Source organism: Nonomuraea sp. NPDC051191 (assembly GCF_044455665.1).
Classification (GTDB): domain Bacteria; phylum Actinomycetota; class Actinomycetes; order Streptosporangiales; family Streptosporangiaceae; genus Nonomuraea.
Genome location: NZ_JBITEZ010000001.1, coordinates 613,940 through 637,340, shown reverse-complemented (window position 1 = coordinate 637,340; position 23,401 = coordinate 613,940). Strand labels below are relative to the sequence as shown.

Here is a 23,401-nt window from a genome sequence, read left to right as displayed (position 1 = left end):
GGAGGCCCCTGCGGTGGCGGACCCTGCGGCGGCGGTCCGTACGGCGGTTGCCCCGGCGGGGGTGGCCCGTACGGCGGCTGCCCGGGGGGAGGTGGCCCGGATGGAGGCTGCCCCGGCGGAGGCGGCGGCGGCATGGTCACGGCGTTCACCCTACGGGGCTAAAGCGACTCTGAGTAGTAAATCGCTGCCTGGACGCGGCTCTTCAGCCCCAGTTTGTTCAGGAGGCGGCTGACGTGCGTCTTCGTGGTGGCTTCGGCCATGTCCAGCTCTTTGGCGATCTCGGCGTTGGACAGGCCGCGGCCGATGCAGGCCAGCACCTCGCGTTCGCGCGGGGTCAGGGCCTCCGGGTCGGAGGGCTCGCGACGGGGCGGCTGATCGGCGAAGGCCGCGATCAGCCGTCTGGTGACGCCCGGCGCGATCATCCCCTCGCCGCCCGCCACCAGCCTTACCGCTTCCACCAGGGCGTCGGCCTCGGTGTTCTTGAGCAGGAAACCGGCCGCGCCCGCCCGGAGGGCGCCGAAGACGTACTCGTCGACGTCGAACGTCGTGAGGATCAGGACGTCGCTCACCCCCGCCAGCTCCCTGGTGGCGGAGATGCCGTCGAGGCGGGGCATGCGGATGTCCATGAGGACGACGTCGGGACGCAGGTCGTGGGCCAACCGGACCGCCTGCTCGCCGTCGGCGGCCTCACCCACGACCTCGATGTCGTCGGCGCCGTCGAGGATCATCACGATCCCGGCGCGTACGGCCGCATGATCGTCAGCCACCAACACCCTGATACTCACGCCACCCCCCTCTCCCCGTCCGCCGTCCCGGGGCGCCCGCCGTCCGCGCTCTTGAAGCGTCCGCCGTCGCCAGGCGGCTCCCTCGTAGCCCGCTCCCCCGAAACCCGGCTGCTCGAAGAACGGTCCCCCGAAGCCGGTACGCCGAGCGACGTCGGGAAGGCCGCCACGACGCGCCACCCGTCCCCCCATGGCCCCGCCTCGAAGAACCCTCCGACCAGCGAAGCCCGTTCACGCATGCCGATCAGCCCCGCCCCTGCCCCCGGCAGCCGAGCGCCACGCCGGCCGACCCGATTCTCGATCGTGAGGAGAACCTCCCCGGCTTCGTACGCCAGCGAGACGACAACCGGTGCCTCGCCATGCTTGAGCGCGTTCGTCAGCCCTTCCTGAAGGATCCGATAACCAGCCAGATCCACCGAAGCCGGCACCTCACGCGACTCCCCGTCGACCCGCAGCTCAACCGCCATCCCAGCCCGCCGCGTACGCTCGACCAGGCTCTCCGCGTCAGCCAACCGCGGCCGGGTGGCCTCAAGCTCCTGCCCGTCCCCCTCGCGCCCGCCGTTGGCCTCCCGCAGCAGCCCGATCATGTCCCGCATCTCGGCCATCCCCTTGACACTGTTCTCCCGTACGGACTCCATGACCTTGCGAACCGTCTCCCGATCCAGGTCCTTACGGGACAGAGCAGCCGTCGACTGGATGGCGATGGCGCTGAAATGGTTCGCGATCATGTCGTGCAGCTCACGAGCCATCCGCGTACGCTCGGCCGCGATCGCCGCCTGCCGGTCGAGCTCGGCCAGATGCGCGACCTGCTCCGCCCGCGCCCGTTCCGCGGCCGCCCGGTCCCGCTGCTCCCGCAGCACCCAAGCCGTGGTGACCGGCGTGATCAGCACCAGCCCGCCCTGGATGCCCATGACGGCCAGCAACCGCCAGTCCGCCGCGATGAACGCCGCCACCGCCCCGCCCACCACGGCCAGCACCGTCGTGATCCCGAGCAGCCAGCGAGCGAACCGCGCCGGCCCGTAGAGCGCCGCGGCGTACAGATTGTCGGTGAACACCAGCACGGTCGCCAGCGACGGCCCCACCACCCCGTCGACCGTGACGGCCACCACCCCCAGCGCCAACGACCACAGCGGAGCCCGCTGCCGCAGCAACACGGCCGAACAGGTGATCGCCAACGGCACCAGCAGGGCCCACACCGGCACGCCGCGCTGCACGTACGCACCGGCCAGGATCAGCAGCGCCCCCAGAACGAAGGCCAGCCCGGCCGCCACTGCGGGGCGTACCCGGCCCTTCTCCTGGCCACCGGCCACCCCGCGCACGGCGAACGGCCTCAACCACCGTGCAACCGCCCGCGCCTCGGCGCCACCGCTCTTCACCGCCGCCCGTGTCATGTCCTCATCACACCACTCCCGGCGGCCGCCGCCGTCCTCCGAGGGTCCGCCTGTGGATACACCCTTCGATGTATCCACAGGCTCGTTTTCGCCGACGATGTGCCGGGCCGCGAATCCCCCCAAGCTGGAACATGTGATTGTCGCCATCCTCATCGGCTGCGAAATCGGCTTCTGGCTCCTCCTGGGTCTCGGCCTGGCCAGCCGCTACCTCTGGAAGCGCCGCCGGCTCAGCACGGCCCTCCTCCTCTGCGTCCCGCTCCTCGACGTGGTCCTCCTGGCCGCGGCGGTCATCGACATGCGCGGCGGCGCCACGGCGGACCTGCGCCACGGCCTGGCGGCGGCCTACCTCGCCTACTCGATCGTCTTCGGCCACCGGACCATGCGCTGGGCCGACGCCCGCTTCCACCACCGCTTCGCCGGCGGCCCCCCGCCCTGGAAGCCGCCGGCGGGCGGCATGGCCCGCACCCGCTACGAGTGGGGGTTCTGGCTGAAACTGGTCCTGGCGTACGGAATCTTCTGCCTCATCCTGTTCGGCCTCATCTGGCTGGTGAACGACCCCTCCCGCACAAAAGCCCTGATGGACTTCATGCTCAACCTGCTCAAGATCCCCCTCATCGCCCTGCTCTGGCCGGTGAGCTACACGCTCTGGCCGAAGAAGGAACCGTCGGCTCGCCAGTGATCGCGGGTATTCGGTTCGATGCACCGCCCAGAACCCGCTATGCTTGCTTACGCAGCGAGCGGCCGTAGCTCAATGGATAGAGCATCTGACTACGGATCAGAAGGTTGGGGTTTCGAGTACCTCCGGCCGCACAGCAGGTCAAAGGCCCTCCAGGATCATCCCGGAGGGCCTTTTTCGTGCCCGTACAGCAGCGTTGTACAGCTACACAGCCGCATGCAGGCAGCCACCTACAACAGCAGCTCACACTCTCCGAGCCGCCGGCCTGCTCTGCTCAGACGCCGCCAAAGCCCTCCTGCAGTCGGCGAACCCAGTCCGCAGGGAAGACCTGCTCAAGCCGCTCCTTGCTGGTCGCCAGCAAACCCTCTTTCGCCAGGGGAAGCAGGGCGCCCTCCTGAACGGCCTTGTGCTTCTCGGGTGCCGGGCAGATGAGTACGGCGAGGATCCGACACGCCCGTTGGAGCTCCGTGATTCCGGTAGCTTCGATCATCTCCTTGATGGGCTTCCACGCCACTCGCACGGCGAGGCCCACCAGTGCTTCGAGGAAGGGCTCACGGTCGTCGTCCTTGCGAGATTGCATGATGATCGTCGTCACGTACTCCGGGATTCGGTCCATGGCTTCCGAGAATTTCTCGATCGCATCGGCCATGGCCACGAGGAGATCGCACCAGAGATGATCATTAATTCGTTTTCTGGCCTTACGCAGATCACTACCACCGAACTCTTCGTCCAGCCTCGTGATCACGCAGTCGACAAGGACATCGCCGACTTTTTGGACATGTTCGATGACTTCTGGATGCCCGGACAGCCAGTCGGCAAGATCCACCCTGGCGGTGTCCGTGGCGGCCTGTCTCGCCTTGGTGCGCCTTGGCCGCCCTTGGGAGGGCATAGCCCTCGCCCATCTGATGTTGCAGCGGTCCCTCGCCTCTTGACGGGCAACGGGGGACGGGTCGCGGGCCAGCTTGAGGCTTTGAGTCCAGCCATGTTGGACCCCACCGCACGCACATTTGCAGGAGTGCCCTTCGGCACTTTCGCAGTTTTTCGGATGCGTCATACGCCCCCCGATGCGTTCGATACGACGTTGACCTGGCGACTTATCGGAAGCCTTCTTCTTTTAAATCACAAATGACGAACAGCGAAATGATCGAAGCGGCCAGGTCCGCATATCCCTTCGGCTACGAGAAGACGTCGCACACGCTCAAAGGCCCTTTGGGATGATCCCTAAGGGCCTTTGAGGTAACGCAGGATTAATTATGTCCCGTTTGAGCAGTCGAGACTTCGACTGAGTCGATCAAGCGCCTTTCGGGTTTCGGGACTTGGAATCTGCGTGTAGACGTCCATGGTCATCGAGATCTGCGAGTGCCGCAGAATGCGCATCGCTACACGTGGGTGGACGTCGAGTGCCGCCAGGAGTGAGGCGCACGTGTGCCGGGTGTCGTGCACACGGATGCGCGGGACGCCCGCTCGGCGGCAGTGACTCTCGAAGGCCCGGTTGAAGTTACGCGGCTCGATCGGCGTACCGGTACGGGTCGTGAACGTCATGTCCGAGGTTTTCCATCCGTCCCCGGCCATCTTGCATGCCTCCTCCTGGACGCGTCGGCGATGCTTGAGCGCCGTTACGCACATACCGAAGAGCGGCAGCGAAGCGGTCGAATCCTCTGTCTTGGTCGTCTCCCGATGGAGGAGCCTGCCGCCGACCCTGGTCAGCTGACGGGAGATCCAGAGCTGTTCGTCGGCGAGGTCTACGCTGTCCCAGGTGAGACCGAGAACCTCTCCGCGGCGGAGGCCCAGGACAAGGATGAGCACGTACGCCGCGTAGAGCGGGTCATCCACCTCCCGGAGATGTTCAAGAAACCTGCGAGCCTCGTCGACGGTCCACACGGTGTGCTGTCGCTTCTTCTTCGTCTTGCTGGCACTCGGAAGCGTGGTCAGCGAGGCGACGTTCTTGGTGACCAACTCTTCCCTCAGGGCATGTCCGAGTGCCGAGCGCAGGACTCTGCGGATTCCGGCGATGCTGCTGCGGGCGAGGTAGCCCTTGCAGCACTTTCCGATCGAGCAGCACCGCCGCTTGTGCTCGGGCCTCTTGTGGTCCTTCTTCTGATCGCAGCAGGTACAGAGCATCGGAAGGGTATTCAGCCAGGCTTGCACGTCGCGGACGGTGAGCTTGTCGAGCCGGATCTTGCCCAGGCCAGGGATGATGTACAGGCGGATGAGCGGTTCGTACGCCACGTAGGTCGTGGGCTCGCGGTTGGGCTCGATGACTTCGGCGAGCCAGCGCGTGAGGAAGGCAGCCACCGTTTCGTGCTTGGTGGCCACCGGCCCCTTGCGGGCTTGCTCATGGAGCTTGAGCCACTTCTCGTGGGTCTCCTCGCGGGTCTTGCCGTAGGCCCACTTGCGGGTCTTCTTGCCTTCTGGGGTGGTGACCCAGACGTAGCCCGCCCAGCCGTTCTTGTACGGGAAGATCGAGCCCTCGTTGTTGGCGCGGGTACGACCGCCTTTGCGAGGACGCTTGGGCTGCTCTTCTGGAGTCGCGGGTGCGGTCTTGGCAGGCATCAGGCAGCCTCCTCACAGAGTCGGGTCACGTAGTCGTTGAGGGCGGACACCGGGATGCGACGGCAGCGTTCGCCGACGATGACCGAGGCGAGCGCACCTGAGCGAATGAGGTTGTAGAGCGTCCACCGGCTGACCTTCAGGACTGCCATGGCTTGCGGGACAGTGAGCAGTTCAGGCGTCATGAGGTCCCCCGAGGTGCGGCGCATAGTTGCCGGTGATGGCGGCAGCGAGGAGTTGTTCTCCGAGGGAGAGGCCCTGTCCGGCGTACTCCCAGTGGGCGACGACGAGGATGGTGTCCTCGTCGAGCAGAGGCAGCCGTCCTGTCGTGATCTCCTCGGTGCGCATGTGTTCTTCGCGGGCGGCGCGGAGGTCGCCGAGGGTGGTGGAGTAGTGGCGGCTCTTGGTAGAGAAGTGGCCGCGGAAGCCGAGCATGTGGGCCCAGTGGGTGAGCCGTAGTTCGGCCAGGTCGGCGTTCTCGCCGAGGCGGATGCAGGCGGCGATGAGCCGGCGGGCGTGGTCGCGAACGGGGAGGGCGTCGAGGTTGTCGAGTGGTTGGATGCGGCGGTCTAGGGTGCCGACGCACTCGGCGGCCTTGGTGGCGTACTTGGCGATGTAGGCGGCGACGGCTTGTTCGGTGAGGTCGCCGTTCATGGTGATGTGGCGGACGTCGAGCTGTGTGCCCCACCGGAACGTTCGGCCCAGTGGCTTGATCTCGGCGGTCACGGCGGCTGCCGCGTGCTGGACGGCGTCGGCCAGGGCGTCGGCGGTGGCCCAGGCTGGCGGTGGTGCGTTGGGGCCGTCCGGGCCGTCGAGGCGGATAACGGCGTGGAAGTGGACGACGCCACGGCGCTGGTACTCGGCGACCTTGGCGAAGGCGATGGTGACCTGTTCGCGCAGGGCCTTGACGGTCAGGCCGTTGAGCCGGGCGAAGCGGCGGCGCAGGGCCAGGGTGAAGCGGCGCCAGAGCTCGGGGCTGATGGCGTTGAACAGGACTGAGCCGTCGTAGTCGTAGCAGTCGGGGCACAGCGGTTCGCCGAGCCGTGGATCGTCGGCGCTGTGGCGGTCGGTGCAGGACATGACCTGTCCGTGCGGGCAGGTTTGCGCGTTGCGGCGGGCGTGGCAGGGCTGGACCTTGCCGTTCTTCTCCCGCCGTACGTGGACCGCCCCGAAAGAGGGGGCGGTGAGGGTGATGAACAGGCACGGGTGCGAGCTGACGGTCTCGGGGACGCCTTTGCCGCCGATGAGGCCGGCGCGGACGAGTTGGTAGGTGTCGGCGCGGTAGACCTCGGCGCAGGCCGGGCAGCGGGAGGCACGGCGGGTCTTGCACGGGACGCGCAGGACGCCGTTCGGTTCGCGGTTGGTGGTGTAGCGGTGGAGCAGTTCGCCGGTGGCCTGGTCGTAGTGTTCGACCTTGCCACGCAGGTGAATGGGCTGGCGGCAGCCGCCGGTGCGCTTGATCTGGTGGGCCCAGCGGTCGTAGTCGGGTTGGTGGAGCCGGTCGATCATCCCGGCTATGGCGTGTGAGTGGTGCAAGATGGATCCGTCCTGTCCGGATGCGTTCTGGAGTGGGATGGCCCCTCACCTGGCGCGGAACTTGGCGGTTGTGTGGCCAGGTGAGGGGATCTCGGCTATGCGCCGTGGTTGTCGATGCCGCTGCCGTCGCAGTCGCGGCAGGTGTCGCTGTCGCCGTCGAGGCCCGTTCCGTTGCAGGTGCAGCAGCGGCCGTTGGCGAGCGGGACGGCGGCGAGGATGTCGGGCCAGGCGGTCCAGGGTTCTTCGGTCGTCATGGGCGGTGGTCCTTGCGCGGGGTGATGGTGACGTAGAGGCGGTAGTTCCGCGGTCGGCTCCTGTCGGGGAAGGCCCGCGACATGCTGGTGACGGTGAAGACCTGGCGTAGGTGGATCATGCCGAGAGTGAGTTCGGCGCGGTTGCCTTCGAGGCGGATGCGCATGGTCAGGGCTCCTGGGTGGTGTCGATCTGGATGCAGCCGCGGTAGCTGTCATCGGCGGCGTGACGGGCGCGGGCGGCGGCGAGGATGGCGATGAACTCGTAGCGAACCGGTCCGAAGCCGATGCCGGTCATGTAGTGGTCGTGGGGCAGGTGGTGGTGGTCGATCTCCGTGCCGAGCAGGGCGGCGACCTTGTCGACCTCGGTGCGCATGTCGTCGTCGGAGCCGTTGTCGGGGAAGGCGCGGATGGTGACGGGTGCTATCGAGGTCGGGATCTGAGGGTGGGCCTTGAGGAAGCCGGCCATGGCGATGAGTCCGGCGATGAGGGCGTCTCGGTCGTTGTGCATGGTGGTGCGCCTTTCAGGTGGTTGCTGGGACGGTGCGCAGGGTGTGGAGCAGGTCGGAGGCGAGTTGCTCGGACACGCCGAGGTGGGCGCGAAGGACGTCGCGGGTAATGGGTTTGCCGTGTCGGGTGTGGTGTTCGTCGGCGACGCGGCGGGCGTAGTCGACCAGTGCCGGGGACGGTCCGGGGCGTTCGTCCTGACGGTCCTGGGCGTGGACGAGGGCGGGACGGTCTGCGGACGGGACGGCTACGGGTGCGTTCGGACGCGGAGGGGACGCGGGGACGTCCTTCGGGGACGTCCCGAAGACGTCTGGGGACGAGTCGGGACGCGGGCCGGACGTCCGGCGTTCGAGCATGGAGACGGCGACGAGGAACGCGGCGGCCGGGGTGGCGGCGGTGATCCAGCCCCAGGCGGTCGGGTCGGCTTGTTGGAGGTTGGCGGCCAGGGACAGGACGATGCCTCCGGTCAGGACGAGGACGGGCCAGGAGATCAGGCCGCGTCGTTCACGGGCGGTCTTCTTGTCGCGTTGCCGCTCGCGGGCGGCCATGACGCAGGTGAGATCGATGCAGACGGCGATCGCCCAGGCCATCCAGCCGGACTGTCCGTGGTCGCTGGCAGTGTCGCGGATGTGGGTGAAGGACCCGGCTCCGGCGATGAGGGCCAGGACGAGGACGGGGCCGGTGTCGAGCAGCCAGTGAGCGAGGCGTCGCATCGGAGTTCAGGCCTCTCTTGGGTCAGGGATGGAGTTGAGGAACTCGGCGAGATCGGTGTCGCTCACGTGGGCGGCGTGGCCGGCGACGACGTCGGCCCAGACGGGTGAGCGGTCGGCGTAGGTCGAGGCAGCGAGTTCGGCGGCTTGTTCGCTGACGTAGTAGGAGCGGGCGCGGTACCATTGGCCGTCCTGTGAGGCGACGATGGCGACGCCCGGTGTCTCGGCGGGAATGGCGCGAGCCGATGCGAGGGCGGCGGGGTCGAGGTCGCCGAGCGTCATGGTGGCGGTCTCGGGATCGTTGACCCGGTGGCAGATCCGCCCGGAGCACTGAGCTCGTAGAGCGGTGACGCCAGGTCCGAGGTCGGAGCCGATGCGCTGGCCGCAGCAGAACAGGTAGATGCCGAACGCCCGCCCGAGCTGCGCGACCCGCAGCAGGGCCGTAGAGGTCTTGGCGATCTCGTCCTTCTCCGTCTTGTCGGCCATCAGGTACAGCTCGGCCAGTTCGTCGACCAGGACGACGACGGGCACGGGCCGCTGATCGTCCGGGAGCTGCCAGATGTTGCGGGCGCCGGCCTCCCGGCACTGGGCCATGCGGCCGGTCATCAGGCCGACGAGGTCGTCCAGCAGGGCGACGCATTCGGTTCGTGTGGTGCCCAGCGCCGACAGGCGAGGGCTGTACGGGGTGAACTCCACGCCGCCCTTGAGGTCGAAGCCGACCAGGGCGACGGGTTGCGGAGCCAGCCCTTGGACCAAGGCGTTGGCAAGGTTGGACTTGCCGGACTGAGTCGCTCCGGCGTTGAGCCAGTGCGGGACGGTCCTGAAGTCGATGGTCCAGGGGCCGCCGGTCTCCAGACGTCCCACGGTGACCTTGAGCAGTTCGGGTGAGGTAGGCAGGGTCTCGATCCGGACGAGTGGGTCACGGACGGTGGCGGACAGGACGACCCGTCCGGGGCGAGGCGAGGAGACGCGGATCGCGTGGACGCCCCATGAGTGGGCGAGTCGTTCGGCGGCGTCGGCGTAGTCGGCGGGGATCTGTCCTTCCAGGGTGTGCAGGGTGACGCGCCAGCCGTAGCGGGTGGGCTTGGGCAGCCACATGAACGGCTTGGTGTCCACGGCGATGCGCTGCCACTTGCGCCGGACGCGGACGACGCCGGTCGAGGCGACCAGGCCGGGGACGGTGGTGAACCAGAAGCGCTGCCGCTTCTTGGTGAGGTTGCAGCCGAGGGCGACCTTGCGCCAGGTAGCCCGTACGCATACCGCGACCAGCGGGAAGGCGGCCACGAGCCAGAACGACGGGTAGTGCCAGCGGCGCCAGGCCCAGAGCCCGGCCGCCGAAGCGGCCAGGACTCCGAGCACGAGGAGCGTGGTGTCAGACACGGAGCGGCTCCGTGTCGACCGGTAGGAGAGCGGCGGCGCGGTAGGAGATGCCCCACCGCCCCGCGATCTCCCAGACGTAGCCGACCATGCCGGTCGGGTTGACCTGCTGACCGGCGGTGATCGGAGGTTCCCCCGAGGTGCCGATCTTGACGAGTTCGATCCGGCCGAACTCGTCTTCCACCGAGACGGTGATCTCGTAGACGGTGTTGCCGTTCTTGTCGGTCTTGATCTCGCCGGTGTCCTTGTTGACCAGGCGCGGCTTCGGCGCCTTCACGCAGGTGATGACGAGCTTGGAGGTGTCGACGGGGATCGGGATGGTACGCATGAGCGCTGGTCTCCTTCAGAGTGACTGTGCTAGTTACAAAGATACCTAGGTATCTAGCGCTGTAAACCGAGATAGCTGAATCGCTTCGAGATTCCTTACAGGTTGCCCAGAGACCTAGGCATCTAGAACCGCTAAAGTTGACTCATGGCAACCACTGACCGGCGCCGGCCGTACCTGCGGATTGCCGAGGACATTCGGCGCGACATCGCCTCAGGCCGGTATGCAGTGGGGGAGCAGCTCCCCGTAGCGCGTGAGCTGTCCGAGAAGTACGGCGTGGCCATGATGACCATCGGCAACGCCCTGGCCGTACTCCGCGACGAAGGACTCATCGAGACCCGCCAGGGGGCGGGCAGCTTCGTCACCCGCACCCCTGACGACGTCGAAGCCGTGCCCGCCCCGGGCGAGCACAGCGAAGAGTTCCGCATCATCTCCGAGCAGTTGCGCGAGATCCGTCAGCACATGAACAAGCTGACGGTCAGGCTGGACGAGCTGGACGCTCGGACTCGCCCTGATCAAGCCGGGTAGAGACCCTGGTCGCACGCCGTTGGAGTTCGGCCAGGTCGACCGCGATCTCCGCCAGCTCGCGAAGCAAGATCTGTCGTTCAGTCTCGCTAAGACCCATGTATCACCCCATCGTGTAGGCAGGACGCCGAAGCGCCCCCGGGTTACCTGCTGGGTGGGGAGCCATTGCGCGGATAGCCCTCCGCTTGTCGTACTCAGAGCAGCCGCATCACCTTGGCGAGGTTGAGAATCTCGCGCTGACGATGCAGCTTGCCGCTGTCTCGCAGGTCGTGCACGATGTTGCGGACCAACGGACGGTTCCGGACGTGCTGAGGCGCGATCCGGTCGGCACGGAGCAGAGCGTCTGCGGCTTCGTTGTCCTTTCTGTTCATGTGGTAGCCCGCCGCGGTGCAGGTCCAGTAGTGAGCCTGACGTTCGGACGAGGCGATCTCGGCGATCTCGACGTGTTCGGCCCGGGAGATGACCTCACGAGGCCGGCCCAGCTCCATGCTGACCTCGACGGCGTGAATGGTGGTGTTGACCCGGTTGAACTGGGTCTGGAACGCGTTGCCGTCCCGCGGCAGGACCTCGGCGACGCGGCGGGCCTCGTCCAGGTGGCCCTCCGCCTCTCTCTGGTCCCACAGCCGTGAGTACGCCACGGCGGCCCGCAGATGCAGAGCACCCCACATCGCCTTGATCGTGTCGTCTCCGCTCACGTACGGCTCGATCTGGTCCAGTGCTGAGAGAGCCGCGTCCTTGGCCGGGTCAAGCTGCGCCTCGTGCAGCCACACCCCGCACAGGTCCCAGCTCGCCGCCGCGACCAGATCGGGTGAGCCCACGTGCTGCGCCGCCACGAGTTCGCGCTGTACCGCCGTCCAGCCGAGATCATGGTGACCCAGCAGGTTCGACGACACCCGCGCCATGTGGCAGGCCCGCAGCATCAACGCCTCGGCCCGGTCGCGATCGGCCGAGGAGCCGTTGATGATCGTCATCAGGTTGGTGAGGATCCTGGGCAGCACCTCACCGAGGGCGGTGAACTTGGCGTCCTGGCGAAGCTGCTCCGCCAGGCGTACGTTCGCCTCCAACTCCTGCAACGTCCGCGGCTCCCCGCGCGCCGGCAGTCCGATCCCGCTGGGCAACGACGCCTGCTGAAGCGCGAGCCGAAGCCCCGGAACAGCCGCGTGCCCGGAGTCGAGCTCCGTCGTCTCGTGCTGGTACGGCTGGCCGGTCAGCTCAGCGACCTCCACCCCGAGCGCCTCGGCGAGCTGCCCCACCATGCTCATCCGGTCCAGCGGCATCCGCCCGTTCTCCACCTTCGACAGCCAGGAGACAGATCGGCCGACCTTCTCCGCGAGGGTTGCCTGATCCCAGCCCTTGCGGTGACGAGCCCGCGCGATCCGCTGGCCCTGCGTCACGTACTCTGTTGCCACGTCGCCGCCCCTCCTTCTCGTCGTCGCCTGCTTCGACGATAAGACAGGTGACCTGCGTCACTGGCAGAAAAACTGCCAGTCAGCGGGCATGCGAAACCGCAGGTCGGCCTTCGACCTGCGGAAACGCTCGTCACTGATCGGCTTCAGAAAGTGACGCTACGTGTACATGACTCGCCGGATCTGCGTCTCGTTACCTCGCTTCCCCGCGCATGAGCTGTCGCCACAGCGTCATGGCATCGACGACCCGCATGCGCGGGCTCTCCATGACGTTCGGAGCGGGGACGGACCGGTCATAGCGCCGGATGAAACTCTGCCCGCCGGCCATGCAATGCTCAAAGACGGGCGACTGGCATTCGCAGGTGTAGTTCAGGACCCGAGCGCGATCGGGGCGTTGCTCCACTGGGAGCCACCTCACCGACACCGCGTGAGGTCGAGGCGAGGCGGGGTGCGTACCGTGAAGGTCTTCGACTTCTGCCACCGGGCTCACCGTCCTTCGTAACGCGCGATTGCCAGCGCAGCGCCGGCAGTGCTCGCGGATGTCGCGATCGATGAACAGGCCTTGGTGAGCGAGGAGCCGTCTCCAGCCGCACAGCGCGTCCTCGCGGAGCGGCAGACCGAAGCGCCCGAACAGAGCCCCACCCGGCGGGACTCCGCACAGCCGCTCCCCAACGCCATGACCGCAACCTATCCCAGCCTGTCTTAACCTGTCTATAGCATTCCTAGCAATGCCTGTTCTATGCCGTTAGGTGCAGGGATACCTAGAGTCGTCCCGTGATCGAATGGGACCCGCGGCTCTACAAGTGGGAGCAGATAGCCAACGTCGTGGCCGAGCGCATCGGCGACGGCACCTACCCGCCCCTCACCCTCATCTCTGAGGTGAAGCTGCAGGAGGAGTTCGACGTCGCACGAGTGACCATCCGCAAGGCGATGGAAGCACTCAGAGAACGAGAGCTGATCACCACAAAGCCCGGCAAGGGCTCCATCGTGTCCCCACAGTAGCCATGTCTGCCCCCTCAACAGCCGCATCACCGGCGACACCTGATGGGGAGCTATCTACCGCACCTTCAAAGTCGCTGGTCCGGCTGTCGTTCGACGAGGATGGGTGAGGGTGGGCCTGGACAGCTTCGGTCCTAGACTCGGGCTCATGGCCAGGACTGACCGCGCCAGCCGGCTGATCGCGGCACCGCCGGCGACTGTCTACGACGCTCTCCTCGACCGGGAGGCCCTCGAAGCATGGTTGCCGCCGCACGGAATGCGGGGGCGGATCGAGCGGTGGGATCCCCGCCCTGGTGGCGGGTTCCGGATGGTCCTCACGTACCTCGACCCCACCGACAGCCCAGGCAAGACGTCAGACGCGACGGACGTCGTCAACGTCGCGTTCGCCGACCTGGTGCCACCGGAGCGCGTGGTGCAGCGGGCAGTGTTCGAGGCCGACGACCCGTCGTACGCGGGCACCATGACGATGACCTGGCACCTGACTCCCGCCGGCGAGGGGACCAAGGTAACCATCACCGCCACGGGCGTACCACCCGGCATCGACCAAGCGGTCCACGAGGCTGGGATCGCCTCCTCGCTGGCCAACCTGGCGTCGCACGTCGAAGAGGCCGGCTGACTCAGGTCGGCTTGCAGTCGAGGGGGCACTCCCAGCCTGATCAGCATCGCCAGCACGGGAGGACTCGACAAAACAGCAGGTCAGCCGGAGTGCTTCACAACCGGATGAGAACTTTCCCTACGGTTTCAAGGGCGGACCGCTGCGCGGTCCGCAGGGCGCGCTGGCCGGTCTGCGTGCCCGGCTGCGGCTCTTCGGCCGGTCCGGGCACGCACCACCCAACGCGCCCTCAGACACCAGAGGTCACCAGTTAACGCCGTGACGATCGCTCACTTCGGCGCTCTCCAAACCGGCTGGGGCGATCGACTGCCGCGCGGCTTCCGGTGCTCGGGCCTGGCGGCCCTGCGCTCCGGGTCCGCTTGCCACCGGATAACGGGGGTCTCCTGCTATCGATGCACAGTCCATGTGCAGGGTCAGGTACAAGCAGTCGGGTGACCACTCACTAGGTACACCACCGAAGTGGGTCCGGTCGCGGTCGGTGTGAGAAAACGTGCCAGTTACATCCATCCCGGACTTGCCAGGCCAATCTCTCCGGCATCGGGAGAAGAATGCTCCGCCCTGCACGATCGCCAAATGATCAGAAAGCCAGGCTTGGGCTCTGCACGATCACGCGGCCAGCGGCCTCATACACAAGATCAGAAAGCACATTATCCGCTCGTCATTAAAGGCGGCCCGCCTCTTGGCAGCCCGCCGCGCGTTCGGGCGGTCTGCTGGCCGCGCTACAGCTCTCCGGCCGGTCGCGGCCAGCACCGCCGACGCGCCCAGGTCTCACGCGTCCTCGAACGGCACCCCTTGTTGACTCCAACTGCTCGGGACTACGCAGAGCCAGGATGCTGGGTGTCCCGCCAACTCAAGATCGCGTCAACCTCGTCAGCGAACCATGCGTACGAGTCCCTCGCCAATCGGGGAAGACATTTCTTCGCCTCCCCAGAAGTCCGAGACGTGAAAGCAGTCAGGAATCGACAGTCGTCCTCGCGAACCCCGCACTCGACAGCCCACGACTTCAATCGCTCGCGCCTAACGTCGTCGATCGGACCATCAGTTGCGACAACCTCTATAAACCAAAGATGCCTGCTCGAAATATCGACCATGAGGGCGTCAGGCAGAAGATTTGCAAGCCGGCCCAACTCAAGTCCGAGTACCCGAAGTTGCCGATTATCAACAATATTTACAGGCTCTCCGGATTGGCTAATGAAGATTACGATGGGGTCAGCCATTATCAGATGGCTATGCTCAATAAATGACGCGAGAATAACGCTGCTCACACCTGGGAGCAGCTCCCGAGTCCCCCCGCCAGGAAGATCCACCAACACCGAGTGTTGTCGCTGCTCTAGCCCCGCCCGGTGTGCTGCTCGCGCTCGCCCAATGGGCGTGAGATTTTCCTCTTGCCATTGATAAATCGCCGCTTCAAGGTCTTCGCCATCGAGGGCAGGGTCAAAGAGCCTTGCAAACTCTGGGCGCAAGGTGTAGCGGCCGACCGACGATGTCGCTTTTATCGATCTGTCGATAATTATCGCGTTGTTTTGCTCCCAGCTCTTTAGGGTTTCATCTCGCGGTCCTTCACGGGAGTCCGAGGCATACCACTTACCTTCGGCCGGGAGACCCCACTCGCTGCACAACTTATCAATAGCCTGGCCGGAGCGACGGGCCGCCTCATAATATGCACGACGAGATTCGTCGTCTCGGCGGGCAGCGATCCCATCTCTCATATGAGTAATGGTCATCGGACGGACTGGGTTCACGCCGCCGATAGCTCCGCAGTACATCATCACGTAGGCACAAGCAGCTGCAGCTGGATTATCTGTAGCAGTGGTGCCCGTCGCCTCGCGCGGCACGATGCGTCGGAGCCGGTCCTGATACTCCTCTCTGTCACGAAGGAGAGCTGGAAGGGCGGGAGGAGGGGAATCTTGTGGCACAGCTGCTCCGGTTCAACTGCCAGCGAGAAGATCGACCGCTCACTCTGAGTGAGCTGGTACGAGATCATGTTAGGACCGACGCGGTCCAACATAGCGATCAAGGCTTCTGCAGTCGAGGGATCCACAGGGGGCACCAGCAACTACCCAGCGATCAGGGTTCTACGACAGACAGCAGAGCAACCGCAGCTCCACACTGTGCACGTTCAGGCCCGCTTACCGTGGCGCAACCCACCGGCAACGGGCCTGACGTGATCACGCACCAGCGGAAGGAGCGTGCAGCGCAAACCTATCCATATCCACTACTTGGTCAAGGGGATGTCCGGGTCGGGGGAGACGCTGTCTTCTCTCATCGCTAATCTGCTCCTGTGGATCCGATCGAAGCACTGATCAGCAGGACCGAAGCGCGCCGACAGAAGGTTTCGGCGCAGCTCAGCCCCAAGTCACGTAGCGCCCTCGGCCAGTACTTCACGCCGGATGACGCTGCTCGCCTGATCGCCAGCATGGTCACGATGCCGGAAGACTCCGACCTTCGCCTTCTAGATCCCGGAGCGGGAGTTGGCTCCCTGACGGCAGCACTAGTGGCGCATCTGATTTCTGGCGAGTACAAGGGGCGTGTCGAGATTGTTGCAGTCGAGGTCGATCCCCAGCTACTTCCTTATCTGCAAGAAACTCTAAATGACGTTGCGAAGACCGGAATTCAGGCAGGCCTTCAAATAGAAGCTACCATCATCGGAATGGACTTTATAGTTGCTGCCACGGGCTCGAATCCCCAGCGAAGCCTGAATAAGCCTTTCGACATCATTATTGCCAATCCACCATACAAGAAGCTCGGCGCCTCATCGATAGAGCGAAAATCGCTACTCAGCCTAGGCGTCGATTGCTCGAACATTTATAGCGCATTCATTTCACTTTGCGTTAATCTACTGCAAGACGGCGGGCAGCTCGCTGCCATCACGCCGAGATCTTTTACCAACGGATCCTACTTTCACAGCTTCCGCGAATTCTTGACGTCTCGAGCGAGCATTACACGCCTACATGTGTTCGAGTCACGATCAGCAGTTTTCGCCGACTCTGCCGTTCTACAAGAAAATGTAATCTTCCACGCTGTAGCAGGACGGGAGATAGAACAAGTAGTTCTCTCTATCAGCGACGATCACATCGGGCAATCGACTACACGTGAGGTGCGGTACGACGAGGTGATCTCGCCTGCGGATCATCATAGATTTATCCGCATCCCAATAGGCAATCACGACACTAGCACAGCCGAGCTTATCGCCAATATGCCCTGCTCGCTTGCGGATCTTGGCCTCAGAGTCTCTACCGGAAAGATCGTAGACTTCCGCGCAAAAGATCATCTGCTCGCCCAGCCAAATCTTTTCTCTATTCCCCTCATCTATCCAGGGAATCTGCGATCAGGGAAAGTTGAATGGCCGCTTCCGCTCCGCAAGCCTCAGGCGCTTATAGATCATCCAAAAATTCGGAATCTCCTTCTGCCAACAGAGCACTTTGTGCTGGTTAATAGATTCTCTGCTAAAGAACAGAGGCGCCGTGTTGTTGCAGCCGTGTTCGACCCAGAAGATATTCCAAGCCAACATGTCGGATTCGAAAACCATCTGAACGTCTTTCATAAAAACGAACGAGGCCTTCCCGAGAATCTCGCCTATGGACTATGTCTATGGCTTAATAGTTCGCTGGTAGATACATACATACGCATCTTCAGCGGACACACCCAAGTCAACGCAACAGATCTGCGAACGCTTCGTTATCCGAACGCGGACTCGCTCACCTCGCTTGGCGCAGCTTTTGGGAGAGGTACTTGGCCTTCCCAGGAAAAGATTGACGCCCTAGTTGACGCTCACATTCTTGGGCAGGAGGGCGGCGCGTCTCCGACCCCTCTCGGATCTCCCGTTGATCATATGGAGGACACGATCACCCTGCAGGAGTGATTCTCGGGTATGGTGGGAACATGAGCGATGAGGCTGCGCACTACCTCCTCATTTTGGCCGATCGCCGTGCTGTCGCATGGGTCCTCGAAGAGCAGCGGATGGCGTTCCCACCCACGGCCAGAGCCGAGGTACGCGACCTCAAGCCCGGTGATGAACTCTTCATCTACGTCACTCGTGGTGCATACCAGAACCCCGGACGGGATCGAGGGCGGGTCGTTGGTCGCGCCACTGCACTCTCTAAGGTGCAATGGCTGGGCTCTCCAATAAAGATCGGCGCACGCGAGTTCACGCGTGGATGCGACGTCGCGATTCACGAGCTTGCGCCTTGGGGGTCTGGTGTCGACCTAGCGCGAATGCTCACGCGGATGGAAGCATTCCCCGTCCCAGAGGTATGGAGCTCTAAGCTAAGGCGCCCACTGCTACAGCTTCCATTTACGGATGCCGCGCTGCTGCGGAACGAGCTAGCCTCTTGCGCTGGTGCTCCCGAAGAGTCGCTTACCGGCTACGTCAAGCGCGCTACACCAGGGCCGACCGGGCCACGCGTTGCTCGCCGTGCCTAGCTCGGTTGTCCGCATCACGGATACTCCTCGCAGCGAACCAATTGCGAACCGATCACGCGTCGGAGGGCCAGCCTTTAGCCATCCCAGCAGGTCATCAGCTATCTGGCCCTTCTTGGGGTGCCGCACTCCTAAAGCGGTGCGTCGCATGATCTGACACTTCAGACTAATCCGGGCGATTTGGTTGCTGCGGCAGGTGAGGCGCTGTCCAATGGCCTTACGTCCCTGGTCCGATGCTTGATCGTTGCGTCCGAAGGAGTCGCGTATGACCCGGGAGCAAGTGGAGCAGGCCTTACGCCGAGCTGAGCAGCTCGCGGATCAAGCCCGGCCCGGTCTGGACCGGGCGATCGCGCTCATTGCGCAAGACGTCTGGACCGGCCCAGCCGCGCAGCGCTTCGCCGGTGAACTGAGCGCGCAGCGTCAAGCCCTGATCGGGGCGTGCGCCGGCGCGGTAGACGAGCTAAGGGCATTGTTAGCCCGTACTCCGGCGGACACTTCCGGCTAGGCCCATGGGTCAGCTCGAGGGCATGCTCCCCGAGGGAGTCCGCAGCCTGAAGGACGCGCTGCGCCAGGCTGAATCATCGCTGGACTCCATCGGCGAGGAGTTATGGAACTTACTGCGCGGGTCCTGGTTGTCGACCGCTTCGGCCGACACGATCCGTCAGGTAGCGGCGTGGGCTGGAACCCAGGGACCAGAGGTCAATAAGCGGTTGGTGCTCCTGGAACGCATGGAGTTGGACAAGCCGGAACTGTTCGGCGCTGGCAAGCCGCCTATCTCGGTCGACGGTTCGATGTTCGCTCCGGGAGCGGTCCTGCCCACGGCAGGCGGCTTCTGGGACCGTATCGGCCAGCAGATCCAGGACGCCTTCGACCCGAACCTGACCTCCGGCAACCAGATGACGGAAACGGCCAAGGGCACGGTAGAGAGCCTGGCCGGCTTGGGCAAGATGGTGATCGACTACTCTCCCACGCGGGCGGTCGTCGACTTCATGGGCTGGCAACGCAGCGTCAACGACATGGGCCAAAGCCTGTTCTACGGCATTCAGGACCCGGTCGGGTTCGTCAAGTCCGTGCTGGACTGGGACACCTGGGCCTCCAATCCCGATCGGGCATTTGGCCGCCTCATCCCGGACATCGTGGCAGCCGTCACAACCGCCGGCTCAAGCGGCGCCGTCTCCGGCACCACCCGAGCCGTGGGAGCCCTGGGCAAGGCGGCCAAGAGCGTGATCAAACCCAAGCCAACGGCCACGCTCTCACGCTTCGGGGAGCGCTTCGAACTCAAGGGGAAGGAGGTGCCACCGCTGTTCCGGGGAGACGGCCGGACACTGGAGCGAATCTTCGAGAAGGGCATGACCGCTCGCGACCCGGACATGAGCGTCGAACAGCACCTCTCGGGGGAGAACGGTCTGATCGCCGCCTCGAAGAGCAAGAACGTGGCCCGAGGGTTCGCCGTCGGACACAAGGGCTACATCTTTGAGATCGAGGACCGCGGGAACGGCATGGAGGTAAAGTACGGCCCCGGCTTCAAGCACCTCAGAGGCGAGCAGGAGGTCGTGTTCAAGCGGATCGATCCCTCGCAGATCAAAGGAGCCTGGAAGCCAGGCAAGTACGGAAGTGCTGACGACGTCTGGATTCCGAACCCCCACTACGTGCCGAGGTGAGCATGCACGACCTCGAATTGGTCAACTTGGCCGACGAATCCCTTCTGCCCTGCCAGGTGACAACGCAGACCGATGGCGATACGTATGAGCTCCGGCTGAATCGCGCAAACGCTTCGCCGATCAGGGTTCACTCATCGATCGACTTCGAAGACACCTTGCGACAGCTGAGAGCAGAGCTGGAACAGCAGAACCTGCTGTTGCTCTGCAACAGGTACCGCCGCGATGCGTTCGTCTCCTCGATGTCACGTCAAATGAGTGAGGGCCTGTCATGCTACGTAGTCGTGGCTGGGGAACCCGTATCGCCGGAGTTGCTCGTCGAGAGCCTCGGCCCCGCCCCCAGGAGCGATGTCGTCAGTGCTGAGGAGGCGTCGAAGTTCATCGATGAATGGATCGCCAGCTTCGACGACTGACGAGTCTCTGCGGACAGGCCCTCGACTCCTGTGATGCGCTGGCTGTACAGCAGCGCGTACAGCAACACTGTCTTACGCGATCGCACCCGACCAGCGCGCATCTACTGCCCGAGCAGGCCGGAGTGCCCTCAACGAACGGTCTGCCCTTCCCTACGGATCAGAAGGTTGGGGTTTCGAGTACCTCCGGCCGCACACATGCGAAAGGCCCGCAACCAGGGGTTCCTGGGAGCGGGCCTTTTGGTTTGTCAGGACCATCTCGGGATCTTGCTAACACCTCTGCTAACACGCGCCCTTCTCACTCACCGATCGCCTCGGCGAAGATGTCTGCGGCTGATGCTTCGGCGGCGCGGATCACATGGGCGTAGACCCTGAGGGTGATCGATGGGTCAGCGTGACCGAGGCGGGCCGCGACGACATGGACGGGGACACTGGCCAGGAGCAGGGTCGTGGCGTGGATGTGGCGTAGGTCGTGAAGCCGCGCGTGAGGCAATGGCGTACGAGGGTTCGCCTGGTTGTACCTCTTGATCAGAATCGGGAAGAGCGAGCTGAGCGTGTCGGGGTGAACGGGCTTGCCCCATCCCGTGGTGAACACGTAGTCGTCGGCGCCTCGCCACTCAGGACCGAGTTGGAGCTTGTCCGCGGCTTGCTGGGAGCGCTGTGCACGGAAGACCTGGACCGTCCGCGCGTCGAGGCTCACAACGCGCTTACGGCCGCTCTTGGTAGTGCCCTCGACACGCTTGCCGTCGATGAACGAGGCCGAGCCGCGAATGGTGATCTGCTTGCCCTCAAGGTCGACATCGGACCAGCGCAGATGAAGCAGCTCACCGCGCCTGGCACCCGTGTAGGCCGCGATGTGGAAGAACGGCCAGAGGCGGTGGTCGCGAGCAGTGAGGAGGAACGTCTTGAGCTGGTCCGTGGTCCAGACCGTGCCGGGCTCGCTGATCTCCCGTCGCGGGCGCTTGCCCTTCTCCACCGGACTGGACGCCAGGATCTCATCGACGTTCACAGCGTCACGGAATGCCTTCCGAAGCACGGCGTGGACGTAGTCGACCGTGCGTGCGGAGAGCGGCCGCCCGTTCTTGCCGCCGCCGGCCCTCAGATCCCGGTACAGCTTGGTGATCGCGGTAGCCCGAACGGCCTGCAACCGCAGCGTGCCGATGTTGGGCTTGATGTATCGCTCGATGATGTGCCGGTAGTCGGCGAGGGTCTTGGGCTTGATCTCGACGGCGTGCGCCTCGATCCACTCATCGAGGTACTCGCGGACGGTGATCGTATTGCGGTCGACGTACTCGCCACGGCGGGCCTTGACCCGCGCTTCGTCACGAGCCGCCTTGGCATCGTCCTCGCAGGTGAAGCCGCCTACCCATCGAGGCCTGCTCTCCCCTGTCTCAGGGTCGCGGACCCTGATCACGTACGACCAGGTGGTGCCGCGCTTCATGACGCCGTCACGAAGCTTGGGTGCCTTCTTCTTGCGCGGCTGCTCGTCCGGTGTGCCGATGAAGGTCTTGGTCATACGGCGACCTCCTTCCTGGTCAGACGGGTGATGTAGTCGTTTAGGGCCGTGACGGGGATGCGGCGAGAGCCGTCGATGCGGATGGAAGCGACGGCGCCGGTAGCGAGCAGTTGGTAGAGCTTGCTTCGTGAGATGGCCAGGGCTTCGGCGGCTTCGGGAACCGTGAGGAGTAGCCGAGTCATGAGCGGCTTCCTGCGTACTCGAACGTCACCGATGGCGTTCCAGTGAGGGCGGCGGCGAGGAGCGTGTCCCCGAGAGAGTGGCCCTTGCCTGCGTACTCCCATTCGCTGATCACGAGGACTGCGTCTTCGGCGAAGAGCGGGAGGCGGCCGGTGGTGATCTCGCTTTGTCGGGCGTGGTGTTCGCGGTCGGCTCGGATGTCGCCGAGGGTGGTGGAGTAGCGGCGGGAGCGGGTTGAGAAGTGGCCGCGGAAGCCGAGCATGTGAGCCCAGTCGGCGAGACGGAGTTCGGCGAGGTCGGGTTCGGTGCCGAGATCCATGCAGGTTGTGATGAGGCGGCGGGCGTGATCGCGGAGGTTGTACAGGGATAGGTCGTCGAGGGGGTTGATGCGGCGGTCCAGGGTGCCGACGCATTCGGCGGCTTTGGTGGCGTACTTGGCGATGTAGCCGGCGACGGCTTGGTCGGTGAGGTCGCCGTTCAGGGCGATGGGGCGGATGTCGAGTTGGTTGCCCCAGCGCAGGACTCGTTCGGGCTGGTCGGCGTAGGCGGGAGCTTTGGCGGAGACGGCTTTGGCGGCGTGCTCGATGGCTTGGGTCAGGGCGTCGGCGGTGGCCCAGGGCGGTGGCGGTGCTTCGGGGCCGCTGGGGCCGTCGAGGCGGATGACGGCATGGAAGTGGACGATGCCACGGCGCTGGTATTCGGCGACCTTGGCGAAGGAGAGGGTGAGGTGGTGGCGGAGGTCCTTGAGGAGGAGGCCGCCAAGTTTGGCCAGGTGGCGGCGTACGGAGTCGGCGAAGCGCTTCCACAGCAGGGGGGCCAGGGCGTTGAACAGGACGGAGCCGGTGTAGTCGTAGCAGTCGGGGCACAGCGGTTCGCCGAGGCGCGGGTCGTCCTTGCTGTGGCGTTGGGTGCAGGACATGACTTGGCCGTGTGGGCAGGTGGTGGCGTTGCGGCGAGCGTGGCAGGGCTGGGCCTTGCCGTGGTGTTCGCGGCGGGTGTGGACCGGGCCGAAGGACGGGGCGGTCAGGGTGATGAACAAGGTTGGGTGGGTGGTGACGGTCTCGGGGACGCCCTTGCCGCCGACGAGGCCGGCGCGGATGAGGTGGTAGGTGTCAGCGCGGTAGGTCTCGGCACAGGACGGGCAGCGGGTGGCCCGGCGGGTCTTGCACGGGACGCGCAGGATGCCGTCAGGTTCGGTGCGGGTGGTGTAGCGGTGCAGGAGTTGGCCGGTGGCGCGGTCGTAGTGGTCGACCTTGCCGCGGAGGTGGATGGGCTGACGGCAGCCGCCCGTGGCGCGAATCTGATTGGCCCAGCGGTCGTAATCGGGGTGGTTGAGTCGGGCGATCATGCCCGCTTTGGCGTGCGCGGTGGCGTGGGTTGTGGGCAAGATGGAGACCTCCTTTCGCTCGTTCGGGTGAAGGGATGGCCCTCGACCTGGCAGTCGTCTTGGCGGATGTGCGGCCAGGCCGGGGGCGCTGCGCGTTATGCGCCGTGGTTGTCGATGCCGGTGCCGTCGCAGTCGAGGCAGCGGGCGTCGTCGGAGTCGATTCCGGTGCCGTTGCAGGTGCAG

24 protein-coding genes and 1 tRNA gene are annotated in these 23,401 nt (G+C 65.0%); 8 read left to right on the top strand and 17 right to left on the bottom strand.

The window, feature by feature from the left end:
* Nucleotides 1–158: 158 nt before the first annotated feature.
* Together ACIA8R_RS03090 and ACIA8R_RS03085 are read right to left on the bottom strand one after the other, a co-directional pair.
* A complete protein-coding gene (locus ACIA8R_RS03090; RefSeq protein ID WP_357692935.1) occupies nucleotides 159–785 on the bottom strand; it encodes a response regulator transcription factor in 627 nt (208 codons plus the stop codon).
* Entirely contained in the window at nucleotides 782–2,173 is a 1,392-nt protein-coding gene (locus tag ACIA8R_RS03085) for a sensor histidine kinase (RefSeq protein WP_397036234.1), read from the bottom strand. The genes ACIA8R_RS03090 and ACIA8R_RS03085 overlap by 4 nt, the downstream gene beginning before the upstream one ends.
* 133 nt (nucleotides 2,174–2,306) lie before the next feature.
* On the opposite strand from ACIA8R_RS03085, the gene ACIA8R_RS03080 reads away from it, so the two are divergent.
* A complete protein-coding gene (locus ACIA8R_RS03080; RefSeq protein ID WP_357692939.1) occupies nucleotides 2,307–2,852 on the top strand; it encodes a hypothetical protein in 546 nt (181 codons plus the stop codon).
* Between the two features lie 58 nt (nucleotides 2,853–2,910).
* Nucleotides 2,911–2,983: transfer RNA gene (locus tag ACIA8R_RS03075), tRNA-Arg, on the top strand.
* A 140-nt stretch (nucleotides 2,984–3,123) separates the two neighbouring features.
* On the opposite strand, the gene ACIA8R_RS03070 is transcribed toward ACIA8R_RS03075, so the two are convergent.
* From ACIA8R_RS03070 to ACIA8R_RS03025, 10 genes are all read right to left on the bottom strand, one after another.
* On the bottom strand, nucleotides 3,124–3,675 hold the full coding sequence (locus tag ACIA8R_RS03070; protein WP_397036232.1) for a hypothetical protein: 552 nt from the start codon (nucleotides 3,673–3,675) through the stop codon (nucleotides 3,124–3,126).
* A gap of 425 nt (nucleotides 3,676–4,100) precedes the next feature.
* Nucleotides 4,101–5,402 carry a tyrosine recombinase XerC gene (xerC, locus tag ACIA8R_RS03065; RefSeq protein WP_397036230.1) on the bottom strand — a complete coding sequence of 434 codons (1,302 nt, stop codon included), beginning with the start codon at nucleotides 5,400–5,402 and terminating at the stop codon, nucleotides 4,101–4,103.
* On the bottom strand, nucleotides 5,402–5,584 hold the full coding sequence (locus ACIA8R_RS03060) for a helix-turn-helix domain-containing protein (protein WP_397036228.1): 183 nt from the start codon (nucleotides 5,582–5,584) through the stop codon (nucleotides 5,402–5,404). The genes xerC and ACIA8R_RS03060 overlap by 1 nt, the downstream gene beginning before the upstream one ends.
* Nucleotides 5,574–6,908 (bottom strand): replication initiator, encoded by a 1,335-nt coding sequence (locus ACIA8R_RS03055; protein WP_397036226.1) that lies wholly within the window; start codon nucleotides 6,906–6,908, stop codon nucleotides 5,574–5,576. Before ACIA8R_RS03055 ends, ACIA8R_RS03060 begins: the two co-directional genes overlap by 11 nt.
* A 122-nt stretch (nucleotides 6,909–7,030) precedes the next feature.
* Nucleotides 7,031–7,189 carry a hypothetical protein gene (locus ACIA8R_RS03050; RefSeq protein ID WP_397036224.1) on the bottom strand — a complete coding sequence of 53 codons (159 nt, stop codon included), beginning with the start codon at nucleotides 7,187–7,189 and terminating at the stop codon, nucleotides 7,031–7,033.
* Nucleotides 7,186–7,353: a hypothetical protein gene (locus ACIA8R_RS03045; protein WP_397036222.1), complete on the bottom strand. Its 168-nt coding sequence runs from the start codon at nucleotides 7,351–7,353 to the stop codon at nucleotides 7,186–7,188. The genes ACIA8R_RS03050 and ACIA8R_RS03045 overlap by 4 nt, the downstream gene beginning before the upstream one ends.
* A gap of 2 nt (nucleotides 7,354–7,355) precedes the next feature.
* The gene (locus ACIA8R_RS03040; protein WP_397036220.1) at nucleotides 7,356–7,697 is read right to left on the bottom strand and encodes a hypothetical protein; all 342 of its coding nucleotides are present in this window, start codon (nucleotides 7,695–7,697) and stop codon (nucleotides 7,356–7,358) included.
* A 13-nt stretch (nucleotides 7,698–7,710) separates the two neighbouring features.
* Nucleotides 7,711–8,406 (bottom strand): DUF2637 domain-containing protein, encoded by a 696-nt coding sequence (locus tag ACIA8R_RS03035; RefSeq protein WP_397036218.1) that lies wholly within the window; start codon nucleotides 8,404–8,406, stop codon nucleotides 7,711–7,713.
* A gap of 6 nt (nucleotides 8,407–8,412) precedes the next feature.
* Nucleotides 8,413–9,783 (bottom strand): FtsK/SpoIIIE domain-containing protein, encoded by a 1,371-nt coding sequence (locus tag ACIA8R_RS03030; protein ID WP_397036216.1) that lies wholly within the window; start codon nucleotides 9,781–9,783, stop codon nucleotides 8,413–8,415.
* Nucleotides 9,776–10,108 (bottom strand): hypothetical protein, encoded by a 333-nt coding sequence (locus tag ACIA8R_RS03025; RefSeq protein ID WP_397036214.1) that lies wholly within the window; start codon nucleotides 10,106–10,108, stop codon nucleotides 9,776–9,778. Before ACIA8R_RS03025 ends, ACIA8R_RS03030 begins: the two co-directional genes overlap by 8 nt.
* A 144-nt stretch (nucleotides 10,109–10,252) precedes the next feature.
* On the opposite strand from ACIA8R_RS03025, the gene ACIA8R_RS03020 reads away from it, so the two are divergent.
* Complete coding sequence (locus ACIA8R_RS03020) at nucleotides 10,253–10,633, top strand: GntR family transcriptional regulator (RefSeq protein WP_397036212.1); 381 nt, start codon at nucleotides 10,253–10,255, stop codon at nucleotides 10,631–10,633.
* A gap of 191 nt (nucleotides 10,634–10,824) precedes the next feature.
* Here ACIA8R_RS03020 and ACIA8R_RS03015 read toward each other — a convergent pair whose 3' ends face one another.
* The gene (locus tag ACIA8R_RS03015; RefSeq protein ID WP_397036210.1) at nucleotides 10,825–12,039 is read right to left on the bottom strand and encodes a helix-turn-helix domain-containing protein; all 1,215 of its coding nucleotides are present in this window, start codon (nucleotides 12,037–12,039) and stop codon (nucleotides 10,825–10,827) included.
* Between the two features lie 771 nt (nucleotides 12,040–12,810).
* On the opposite strand from ACIA8R_RS03015, the gene ACIA8R_RS03010 reads away from it, so the two are divergent.
* Nucleotides 12,811–13,038 (top strand): winged helix-turn-helix domain-containing protein, encoded by a 228-nt coding sequence (locus tag ACIA8R_RS03010; RefSeq protein WP_363943795.1) that lies wholly within the window; start codon nucleotides 12,811–12,813, stop codon nucleotides 13,036–13,038.
* A gap of 145 nt (nucleotides 13,039–13,183) precedes the next feature.
* A complete protein-coding gene (locus ACIA8R_RS03005) occupies nucleotides 13,184–13,651 on the top strand; it encodes an SRPBCC family protein (protein ID WP_397036207.1) in 468 nt (155 codons plus the stop codon).
* A gap of 812 nt (nucleotides 13,652–14,463) precedes the next feature.
* Here the strand turns inward: ACIA8R_RS03005 and ACIA8R_RS03000 are convergent.
* Entirely contained in the window at nucleotides 14,464–15,357 is an 894-nt protein-coding gene (locus ACIA8R_RS03000) for a BsuBI/PstI family type II restriction endonuclease (protein WP_397036205.1), read from the bottom strand.
* A 572-nt stretch (nucleotides 15,358–15,929) separates the two neighbouring features.
* Here ACIA8R_RS03000 and ACIA8R_RS02995 point away from each other — a divergent pair.
* From ACIA8R_RS02995 to ACIA8R_RS02985, 3 genes are all read left to right on the top strand, one after another.
* Entirely contained in the window at nucleotides 15,930–17,510 is a 1,581-nt protein-coding gene (locus tag ACIA8R_RS02995) for an Eco57I restriction-modification methylase domain-containing protein (RefSeq protein WP_397036203.1), read from the top strand.
* 1,066 nt (nucleotides 17,511–18,576) lie between these two features.
* On the top strand, nucleotides 18,577–19,728 hold the full coding sequence (locus ACIA8R_RS02990; protein ID WP_397036201.1) for a hypothetical protein: 1,152 nt from the start codon (nucleotides 18,577–18,579) through the stop codon (nucleotides 19,726–19,728).
* A 2-nt stretch (nucleotides 19,729–19,730) separates the two neighbouring features.
* A complete protein-coding gene (locus ACIA8R_RS02985) occupies nucleotides 19,731–20,138 on the top strand; it encodes a hypothetical protein (protein WP_397036199.1) in 408 nt (135 codons plus the stop codon).
* 295 nt (nucleotides 20,139–20,433) lie between these two features.
* Here ACIA8R_RS02985 and ACIA8R_RS02980 read toward each other — a convergent pair whose 3' ends face one another.
* Genes ACIA8R_RS02980 through ACIA8R_RS02970 form a run of 3 tightly spaced genes read right to left on the bottom strand, consistent with a single transcriptional unit; the run spans nucleotide 20,434 to nucleotide 23,179 of the window.
* Entirely contained in the window at nucleotides 20,434–21,651 is a 1,218-nt protein-coding gene (locus tag ACIA8R_RS02980) for a tyrosine-type recombinase/integrase (protein WP_397036197.1), read from the bottom strand.
* A complete protein-coding gene (locus tag ACIA8R_RS02975) occupies nucleotides 21,648–21,833 on the bottom strand; it encodes a helix-turn-helix domain-containing protein (RefSeq protein ID WP_397036195.1) in 186 nt (61 codons plus the stop codon). The genes ACIA8R_RS02980 and ACIA8R_RS02975 overlap by 4 nt, the downstream gene beginning before the upstream one ends.
* Nucleotides 21,830–23,179 (bottom strand): replication initiator, encoded by a 1,350-nt coding sequence (locus ACIA8R_RS02970; RefSeq protein WP_397036535.1) that lies wholly within the window; start codon nucleotides 23,177–23,179, stop codon nucleotides 21,830–21,832. Before ACIA8R_RS02970 ends, ACIA8R_RS02975 begins: the two co-directional genes overlap by 4 nt.
* Between the last annotated feature and the right edge of the window lie 222 nt (nucleotides 23,180–23,401).

Coding starts and splice junctions, on each gene's coding strand:
- ACIA8R_RS03055 (WP_397036226.1), bottom strand. CDS start 6,908: ATGATCGACCGGCTCCACCAACCCGACTACGACCGCTGGGCCCACCAG.
- ACIA8R_RS03085 (WP_397036234.1), bottom strand. CDS start 2,173: ATGACACGGGCGGCGGTGAAGAGCGGTGGCGCCGAGGCGCGGGCGGTT.
- ACIA8R_RS02980 (WP_397036197.1), bottom strand. CDS start 21,651: ATGACCAAGACCTTCATCGGCACACCGGACGAGCAGCCGCGCAAGAAG.
- xerC (WP_397036230.1), bottom strand. CDS start 5,402: ATGCCTGCCAAGACCGCACCCGCGACTCCAGAAGAGCAGCCCAAGCGT.
- ACIA8R_RS03025 (WP_397036214.1), bottom strand. CDS start 10,108: ATGCGTACCATCCCGATCCCCGTCGACACCTCCAAGCTCGTCATCACC.
- ACIA8R_RS03000 (WP_397036205.1), bottom strand. CDS start 15,357: ATGAGAGATGGGATCGCTGCCCGCCGAGACGACGAATCTCGTCGTGCA.
- ACIA8R_RS02990 (WP_397036201.1), top strand. CDS start 18,577: ATGGGTCAGCTCGAGGGCATGCTCCCCGAGGGAGTCCGCAGCCTGAAG.
- ACIA8R_RS02985 (WP_397036199.1), top strand. CDS start 19,731: ATGCACGACCTCGAATTGGTCAACTTGGCCGACGAATCCCTTCTGCCC.
- ACIA8R_RS03040 (WP_397036220.1), bottom strand. CDS start 7,697: ATGCACAACGACCGAGACGCCCTCATCGCCGGACTCATCGCCATGGCC.
- ACIA8R_RS03045 (WP_397036222.1), bottom strand. CDS start 7,353: ATGCGCATCCGCCTCGAAGGCAACCGCGCCGAACTCACTCTCGGCATG.
- ACIA8R_RS03060 (WP_397036228.1), bottom strand. CDS start 5,584: ATGACGCCTGAACTGCTCACTGTCCCGCAAGCCATGGCAGTCCTGAAG.
- ACIA8R_RS03005 (WP_397036207.1), top strand. CDS start 13,184: ATGGCCAGGACTGACCGCGCCAGCCGGCTGATCGCGGCACCGCCGGCG.
- ACIA8R_RS02970 (WP_397036535.1), bottom strand. CDS start 23,179: ATGATCGCCCGACTCAACCACCCCGATTACGACCGCTGGGCCAATCAG.
- ACIA8R_RS03020 (WP_397036212.1), top strand. CDS start 10,253: ATGGCAACCACTGACCGGCGCCGGCCGTACCTGCGGATTGCCGAGGAC.
- ACIA8R_RS02975 (WP_397036195.1), bottom strand. CDS start 21,833: ATGACTCGGCTACTCCTCACGGTTCCCGAAGCCGCCGAAGCCCTGGCC.
- ACIA8R_RS03035 (WP_397036218.1), bottom strand. CDS start 8,406: ATGCGACGCCTCGCTCACTGGCTGCTCGACACCGGCCCCGTCCTCGTC.
- ACIA8R_RS03050 (WP_397036224.1), bottom strand. CDS start 7,189: ATGACGACCGAAGAACCCTGGACCGCCTGGCCCGACATCCTCGCCGCC.